Source organism: Mangrovimonas aestuarii (assembly GCF_028767185.1).
GTDB lineage: Bacteria > Bacteroidota > Bacteroidia > Flavobacteriales > Flavobacteriaceae > Mangrovimonas_B > Mangrovimonas_B aestuarii.
In genome coordinates this window covers 240,223-248,754 of the sequence record NZ_JARACK010000006.1, presented here as the reverse complement: position 1 = coordinate 248,754, position 8,532 = coordinate 240,223, and the positions used below count along the sequence as shown (strand labels likewise).

The following is an 8,532-nucleotide window of genomic DNA, read 5'->3' as shown; positions in this document are numbered from 1 at the left end:
CAATGTCCAGTATACCGTCGCTTACAGTGGCGTTGTATTGAACCAGTCCGGCTATACGGTGCCCGAAGGTTGCCGCTATGTCGAAGTCGCTGAGTATGGTCTGCCCTTCAACATCAACACTAAAGATTCGCTGTCCGGGTTCCGAAGTACCATGGTAAAGGTTGTTGAAATAGAGGTTTACCAGATAGTCACCATTGGGTATTGGAATGGAGAAAACCATTGGCGGTGAGGATATACCGACACTTCTTTCCGAGTTCATTACTGTGGTATATGTCGTTTCGTCAATATAGTCCGGGATTGAAGGGTCGCGGTCGGCATATACCAAATCTGTTCCGTTAATGGTAAAGGAGCCCCCCGAAGTGACACTGTAGTCAGTACCGGAAACTGCTCCAGAGGCGGTGTTGCCCTCCCAGTTTGGACCACCGTCTGTAGCTGTCACTTCAGGTCCACCTGCATTAATTCTAATGATTGGTGTAAGTTGATCTGTTAGTTCTCCTAAGACTTGAATGACTGTTGGAGAGTTGGTTCCTGAGTGTACCACAGTCAGGTCAGCAGATTTGAAGCCCAAATCATTTGATGGAGTAAAGTTCACAGGAACTTCTACAGACACTCCTGGGTCGATTACTAAAGGTAAATTTGCTGAGTGGGAAAAGAATGAAGGGTCATTACCCGAGAATGTAATATCGCTTACTGTAATTGGGGAATCAGTAGGGGCTCCGCTGTGACTTAGGGTAATTGGTAATGTTTTTACAGAACTGCTAGTTTGGGTTAATCCAAAGTCCAGTGGATTTGGAGTGGCTGATAACTCTTCTGATGAAGGTGGTATCTGCAAAGCCATAATTTCTATGGCGTTTACCAACGGGTTGTTTATGTGGCGTATGAACTCAATTTCCAGGATACCATCGGTCACAGTTGCGTTGTACTGTACCATTCCAGCAATCCTATGACCATAGATGGCCGAGGGATCCAAATGGTCCACGGCTACCTCATTTTCTATGTTGACACTGAAGATGCGCTGTCCGGGATCCTGTGTGCCCTGGTAGAGGTTGGCAAAATACAGGTTAACGATATATTCTCCATTGGGTAGCAGTACTGAAAATACCATAGGGAAAGAGGTGATATCAACACCACGTTCATAGTTCATCACAGAGGTATAGGTGGTCTCATCTATATAGTCAGGAATCGAGGCATCACGGTTGGCGAAGACCATATCCGAGGCATTAATACTATAGGGACCTCCCGAGCTTACGTTGTAGCTAGGCCCCACAGCCCCTCCCAAAGCGGCATTGTCTTCCCAGATAGGGCCGCCATCGTTGGCAATGACTTCCGGCCCTCCGGCATTGATCCGCACAATTGGACTGAAAAGACTGGTCAATTCTCCCATAACCGTAATCGAATTTGGGGAGTTGCTTCCGTTGTGGGTGACGCTTAGAGATGCTGATTTAAGTCCGATATCCTCTGTGGAGATAAAGTTGATGGGCACCTTGACCGATGTCCCGGGGTTGACCACTATCGGCAGCTCGGCCGAATGAGAGAAATAGGAAGCGTCACCCCCTGAGAAGGCGATTTCGGTAACTGTAATGGGGGAGTCCGTAGGACCTCCCTCATTGTTTAGGTCGATATATTTTGTTCTAAGGGAATTGCTGGTAGGGGTCAGGCCAAACTCTAGCGGGTCAGGAGCAATGGATAGTACTCCATTTTGGTTTTCGTAAACCTCTATCAGGTCCCAGGTTGCGGTAAATGGTGTAGGACCTGAATTTCCCCTTGAAGTGGATATAATCCCAACGGCAAGCCCCTTGCTGTCCGAAGGGTCCAAAAAGCTGGATGGCAGTCCAATGGGAGAGCCAAGCACGTTTAGTGTCTGTCCTCCGTCCAGGGAATAGTAGGGCTGTACCGTATTGGCCGCAGGGTCTACGCTCAGGTAAAAATCCACGGCACTGGAGCTGAGGATATCCGGGACGTCGTAATTATTGGTGGTCAGTCCCCCTTGGTCTTCTAGGGCTACCTGAAGACCGTTGACATTGTCACTGTTCAGGGTACCGTTGGTCAGGACGAACTTGAGATAGTTGTCCTGGTCCCCGGTCCCGATAAAAATACCGTAGGACTGAAAGTCAATAGGGTCGGTCTGTGAGCCGTTGATACTGAAATAGGGCGACTCAATCTGGCTGTGAACGGTAAAGGGGTTGGAACTAGTGTCGACATTGATGCCGAACTGGAAGGCGTTTTCCTGGTCGTTGTTTGCCAAATGGGCATCACCCCCCGATACAAGGTCCACAGTGGCCTTTCCCGCTGCCCCGCCAAAGGAGAGGTTCTCTTCGTTGAACTGGTCGAGGTAGTCGGTTGCATTGTTGATCATGAGCCCGGTGAACCCCAGACCGTAAAACCCGGTGCCGGGATCGTTGTTCCAAAAGGGGTATACTATGGGCAGGCTGTTGGTGAGCCCGTTGTCAGGGTCCAGTGCAAAGGCATCATTGATGTCGTCTATACCGTCGTTGTCGTCGTCGTTGTCGTTGAGGTCGGAAATAAAGTCCCCGTCATTGTCCCTGGGCTTACTGCCCTGCGAGCAGTGGTTTGTACCATTGTCTATTTCGTCCTGGTTGGAATAGCCGTCCCCATCATTGTCCTCCGTTGAAACGTAATCGAGGTCCCCCGGCTGGCTGCAGTCCACTGCTGTGGGCTCGAAAATGGTTATGCTGTTGGAGCCATAGGTGGCGGCCCAGACGGTCCCGGGGAAAATATGGTCATCGCCCATGGCGATAACGTCAAGGGGAATGTTCCCAAAGCCACTGAAGATGGCCTCGTACTCTTCTACCACATTTCCAGCCGCATTGAGCTTGTAGCGGTTTATATCGCCGTTAAAGGAGGCGGTCAGGATATCGCCCTGCATGGCGCCCCCAAAATTAGAGGCCGTATATTCGGCGATACCGTTGGTTGAAAAGTTGATCACGTCAAGGATGTTCACCTGTGTGCTGCCAACGGGCTCATCCATAAGGTACTCCCCTAAGTCAGACCTTTCGGGGAAATCTCCTATAGTAAAGGAATCGTTGAAGTATCCCGAGGTTCCGGGCAATAAATCCTGTAGGTCATAGGTGTTGGTAGCGACCCAATCGTCTGTTACTTCGTCGTGCTCATAGCTGATTACCATGGCTCGGTCGGGAAATGCCAGTATGGGATTGGGATGGCCCCCGTAATATGAGAAATTGGCATCGGCAATAGTTCCCACAAAGTGCAGGGGATCGCCAATGAGTGAACTTCCACTTTCATTGAGCTCGTTGGTGATGTAATGGTTGATAGGATCGTAGGCTATCGTGCTCTCGTCCCCCAGAAAGGTGTCGTCGGCTTTGCTGTATATCTTCGGTAGGCCGCCCCAGCCGCTGTTGGGACCATTATCGGAGGTATAGATCCTTCCGTTTTGAGTGATGACCACGTCGTAGGGGTTTCTGTAGCCTGGTGAGAATATCTGAATGGGCCCTCCTGCTTCTGGAAAGGCCTGGTTCAGGCTGTTGTTACCCCCAAAGGGATCGCCAACGTCTATGGTGTTGTTGGCATAGGGGTGGCCGGCAGGGTATGGGAAGTCTGGGTCCCCAAAAGCGATATCGGCACGTGTGGGATCGTTCAGAGTAGGAAGGTCGTACACATAGTCCGTATTGGTTCTGGGGTCCGTATAAACGGTCATGCCCTCAAGTTGAGTGAGGTTTACGATGAGAATGGCCCCCGATAAGAAATACTCTGGTGTTCCAGCAAAATTATTGCTTGGAGCTCCCTTGTTGCTGTTCCCTCCCTGGGATATCAGAAGGTAGGTGTTGCCATCGTTGGGGTTTACAAATATGTCCATACCATTGGTGGCATGCTGTTCCTCACAGCGAGGCAATCCCCTTATCAGGTCCACTTTGTCCCAAGAAGTTCCGTTCCACTCGAGCTTCGACAGCACGCCCGAGTTGGTGTCCAGGTTGGTGTCGTCACCGGCACCGCCACCGCCAAAAAGGTAATCGGACGATGTGACATAAATTATGGGGTTTTCAGCCGTTCCGGCTGTCATGATTCCTGTGATCAGACGCTGTTGTGCGGGATTTAGGATCCCTTGGTCATTGTGGTTGGGAACATCGGTCTGTATAACAGTTATTTCCTCAGGAGGATTGGAGGTTGTGTTTACGGTATAGGTACCGTCGCCCATTGGTGCCCCATCACGTTCTATGGTAAAGGCAGATATGACCCCGTTTTGTTGTGATACATAGAGTCTGTCGTCGGGACCAAAGTCCAATGAGGTGGGGTTTAATATAGATTCTCCAACCAAACCGGACGAACCAAAGCTTATGGTTTGTGAAAGGCAAGGAGCAATTAATAAAAAGTTAAAGTAAATAAATAAGAGCGGGTAAAGGTATAAATACCTTTTAGGGATTGAAAAGCACTCCATAGTAAATACGGTTTTACGTTTATAAATTTTATGCTATCAACCGAAAAACTGTAAATGGAAAATTGCTCAATGAAATTAAAAAATAATGTTGTTAATCAGTTTGTTAGCATGTGATTTTCGTTGAAAATCTGTAAATATCGGGTGTGGAGATTGATTGCAAAAAAAGCCATACCGATCGGTATGGCTTCAATAAGTTAACCCTTATATTATTTGTAGTTTATTTAGTACGTATTTTGTTTTGAATAAATTGTTTTCCAATGAAAAAACCGAGAAGACATGCCAAAATATCTACAGCCATAAACCAAGTTGGATGAGGAATCATAAATAGGTTTACTATAGTAGCAACAATCATTAATCCGCTAACAATATAAGCAGGGATTGGAGATGTTCTACTTATAGCTCCAGCTAAAATCATCCCAACGGTAATGCCTAAGGCATGTGCCAAAGCTACACAAGCCATAGCCCCAATGGGGATTTTATCTATATTGTTTTTAAGCCATTCATCGTTCATAGGATCTGCACCTTCGGGTAGTGGGAAAAGATAAGTGCCAAGAGTTTCAATTAATAAAGTTACTATTCCTGCCACAATAAGACCTGCCAATACGGCTAATACACGTTTCATATAGGTTGTGTTGTTTAGATTGAGTCAATATTAAAAAAAAAATCCTGATGTGTTAAACACATCAGGATTTTTTATGCCTAAGCAAGAGATGAAAAGGTTATTATTCTACGATTACCCAATCTCCTTTAGCCAATAAAGGTTCAGCTTGTTTAAACTTCATAGTTTTATTTTCACCTGTCATCACATTCTTAATTGTAACTTTATCGTTACGGCCAATTTTAGGGGTTTCCCTAACAACAGTTTCAACAGTTTCATGTTGAGGTTGAGTTTGTCCAGCCGCTCTGTTTTGTGCAGCACGTTCGTCCAAGTTAGGGATTTCTTCCTTTGAAGTTTCCATTTTTTCCTGTTTAGGAGTTTGTCTAGCTTCATGAATGGCCGAAGTATCCTGAGTTGGAAGCTCTCCTTTGAATAAGAATGAGACCACATCTCTGTTTACTTGATTAATCATATCTTTAAACAACTCAAAAGCTTCAAACTTATAGATCAATAATGGGTCTTTCTGCTCGTGAACGGCTAACTGAACCGACTGTTTCAACTCGTCCATTTTACGAAGGTGGGTTTTCCAACTATCGTCAATAATGGCAAGGGTGATGTTCTTTTCAAAGTCATTTACAAGTTGCTTACCTTCAGTTTCGTATGCCTTTTCAAGATCGGTTACCACTTGAAGTGTTTTCACGCCATCGGTGAAAGGAACAACAATACGTTTGAATTTATCGCCTTGGTTTTCGTAAACATTTTTAATTACTGGAAAAGCCATTTGTGCGTTACGAGCCATTTTTTCTTTATAGTGCTCGTATGCTGCTTTGTAGATTTTCCCTGCTAAATCAGGAATTGAAGCTTTGTCAAAATCTGCTTCACTAACAGGACTGCTCATAGAGAAGTAACGGATCAGCTCAAACTCAAAGTTTTTGTAGTCGTTGGCATTCTTGTTGCTTTCTGCAATATTTTCGGCAGTATCGTAGATCATGTTAGCTAAGTCTACACGTAAGCGATCTCCAAAAAGAGCATGGTGACGACGCTTGTATACTACCTCACGTTGTGAGTTCATAACATCATCGTATTCCAACAGTCGCTTACGAACACCGAAATTGTTCTCTTCAACTTTTTTCTGTGCACGCTCAATGGATTTTGAAATCATAGAGTGTTGGATAACTTCTCCTTCTTCAAGCCCCATGCGATCCATCATTTTAGCGATACGCTCACTACCGAATAAACGCATTAGGTTGTCCTCAAGCGATACATAGAATTGAGAACTTCCCGGATCCCCTTGACGACCGGCACGACCCCTTAACTGACGGTCAACACGACGTGAGTCATGACGCTCCGTACCTATAATGGCCAATCCACCTGCATCTTTTACTTCTTTAGTTAATTTAATATCCGTACCACGACCGGCCATGTTGGTTGCAATGGTAACCTGACCTGGGCGTCCTGCTTCGGCAACAATGTCGGCCTCTTTTTTGTGAAGTTTAGCGTTAAGTACATTGTGAGGTACTTTACGGATGCTCAACATTTTTCCTAAAAGCTCACTAATTTCTACAGATGTTGTACCAATAAGTACTGGTCTACCCGATTGAGAAAGTTTAGTTACTTCATCGATTACGGCATTATATTTTTCACGCTTGGTTTTGTAAACCAAGTCTTCTCTATCATGACGTGCAATAGGACGATTGGTTGGAATCTCAACCACATCCAATTCGTAGATTTCCCAGAATTCTCCCGCTTCTGTTACAGCTGTACCGGTCATACCTGAAAGCTTACGGTACATACGGAAGTAGTTCTGAAGCGTTACAGTAGCAAAGGTCTGTGTTGCCGCTTCAATCTTAACATTTTCCTTGGCTTCAATCGCTTGGTGAAGACCATCGCTATAACGACGACCATCCATAATACGACCTGTTTGCTCATCAACAATCATTACTTTGTTGTCCATTACAACATATTGAATGTCTTTTTCAAACAGTGCATAAGCTTTTAAAAGCTGGGTCAAGGTATGGATACGTTCAGACTTAATTCCAAAATCCTTGAACAGGTCTTCTTTTTTTTCAGCTTCTTCTTCAGGAGAAAGCCCTAGTTTTTCAATCTTGGCAATTTCGGTACCTATTTCAGGCATCACGAAGAAATTAGGGTCATCACTACCAGAAAGGTATTCCACCCCTTTATCTGTCAACTCGATTTGATTGTTTTTCTCATCAATTACATAGAACAATTCCGCATCAATTTTTGGCATCTCGCGGTTGTTGTCCTGCATGTAGAAGTTCTCGGTTTTTTGAAGTAGCTGTTTTACACCTTCTTCACTCAAGAACTTAATAAGTGCTTTGTTCTTCGGCATACCACGATAAACACGTAGTAATTGGAAAGCACCTTCTTTAGTGTCACCCTCAGCAATAAGTTTTTTGGCTTCGGCCAATACTCCAGTTAAGTATTTACGTTGAACACCAACAATATCATCTACTTTTGGTTTTAGCTCATTGAACTCATGACGGTCACCTTGTGGGATTGGTCCGGAAATAATCAATGGCGTACGAGCATCATCTACTAATACAGAATCCACCTCATCTACGATAGCATAATTGTGAGGACGTTGAACCAAATCACTAGGCGTGTGGGCCATATTATCACGTAGGTAGTCAAAACCAAATTCGTTGTTGGTACCATAAGTAATATCGGCCATGTAGGCTTTTTTACGGGCAGCAGAGTTTGGCTGATGATAATCAATACAGTCTACACTCAATCCGTGGAACTCGAAAATAGGAGCCATCCATGCGCTATCACGTTTTGCAAGATAATCGTTAACGGTTACCAAGTGTACTCCTTGGCCTGTAAGGGCATTAAGATAAACTGGTAGGGTGGCAACCAAAGTTTTACCTTCTCCTGTTTGCATTTCTGCTATTTTTCCTTGGTGCATGGCAATACCACCAATCAACTGAACGTCGTAGTGGATCATATCCCAGGTTACTTCTTTACCTGCGGCATCCCAAGAGTTGGCCCAAACGGCTTTATCGTCTTCCAGATTTACATAATTCTTGCTTCCTGAAAGTTCACGATCAAAAGCATTGGCTGTAACCGTAATGGAGGTATTATTAGCAAAGCGCTTTGCTGTTTCCTTTACAACTGCGAAGGCTTCTGGTAAAATATCGTTTAAAATAGCTTCAGTTGCAGCATAGGCATCGTCTTTTAATTTGTCTATCTCTTGATAGATGTCTTCACGACGGTCAATATCTTCAGATGCTTCAGCCTCTTCAAGAAGTTTGTCGGATTGTTCGGTAAAAGGTTTTCTAGCCTCTTCAATTTGAGTTTTGAAGGCTAAAGTTTTGGCACGAAGCTCATCATGCGATAAACCTTCTAATGCCGACTCGAAAGATTTTATTTTGTTTACTAAAGGAGTGATGGCTTTGACGTCTTGTTTAGACTTATCGCCAACAAACATTTTTAAAACTGAATTTAATAAACTCATTTGTTAAAATTTTGTAGCACCAAAAGCTTGTGGTGCCATGTT

General features: G+C 44.7%; 5 protein-coding genes. 2 read left to right on the top strand and 3 right to left on the bottom strand.

The features are described from left to right. The coding region (locus PWU04_RS09740) for a malectin domain-containing carbohydrate-binding protein (protein ID WP_274475905.1) at positions 1-1,933 on the bottom strand (1,933 nt) is incomplete at its 3' end. A 234-nt stretch (positions 1,934-2,167) separates the two neighbouring features. Here PWU04_RS09740 and PWU04_RS09735 point away from each other — a divergent pair. After that, positions 2,168-2,632: a hypothetical protein gene (locus PWU04_RS09735; RefSeq protein WP_274475904.1), complete on the top strand. Its 465-nt coding sequence runs from the start codon at positions 2,168-2,170 to the stop codon at positions 2,630-2,632. Positions 2,633-4,010: 1,378 nt separating this feature from the next. Beyond that, complete coding sequence (locus PWU04_RS09730) at positions 4,011-4,160, top strand: hypothetical protein (protein ID WP_274475903.1); 150 nt, start codon at positions 4,011-4,013, stop codon at positions 4,158-4,160. Positions 4,161-4,631: 471 nt separating this feature from the next. On the opposite strand, the gene PWU04_RS09725 is transcribed toward PWU04_RS09730, so the two are convergent. Together PWU04_RS09725 and secA are read right to left on the bottom strand one after the other, a co-directional pair. Further along, positions 4,632-5,036 carry a hypothetical protein gene (locus PWU04_RS09725; protein ID WP_274475902.1) on the bottom strand — a complete coding sequence of 135 codons (405 nt, stop codon included), beginning with the start codon at positions 5,034-5,036 and terminating at the stop codon, positions 4,632-4,634. 100 nt (positions 5,037-5,136) lie between these two features. Continuing rightward, positions 5,137-8,490 carry a preprotein translocase subunit SecA gene (secA, locus tag PWU04_RS09720; protein WP_274475901.1) on the bottom strand — a complete coding sequence of 1,118 codons (3,354 nt, stop codon included), beginning with the start codon at positions 8,488-8,490 and terminating at the stop codon, positions 5,137-5,139. Positions 8,491-8,532: the final 42 nt, after the last annotated feature.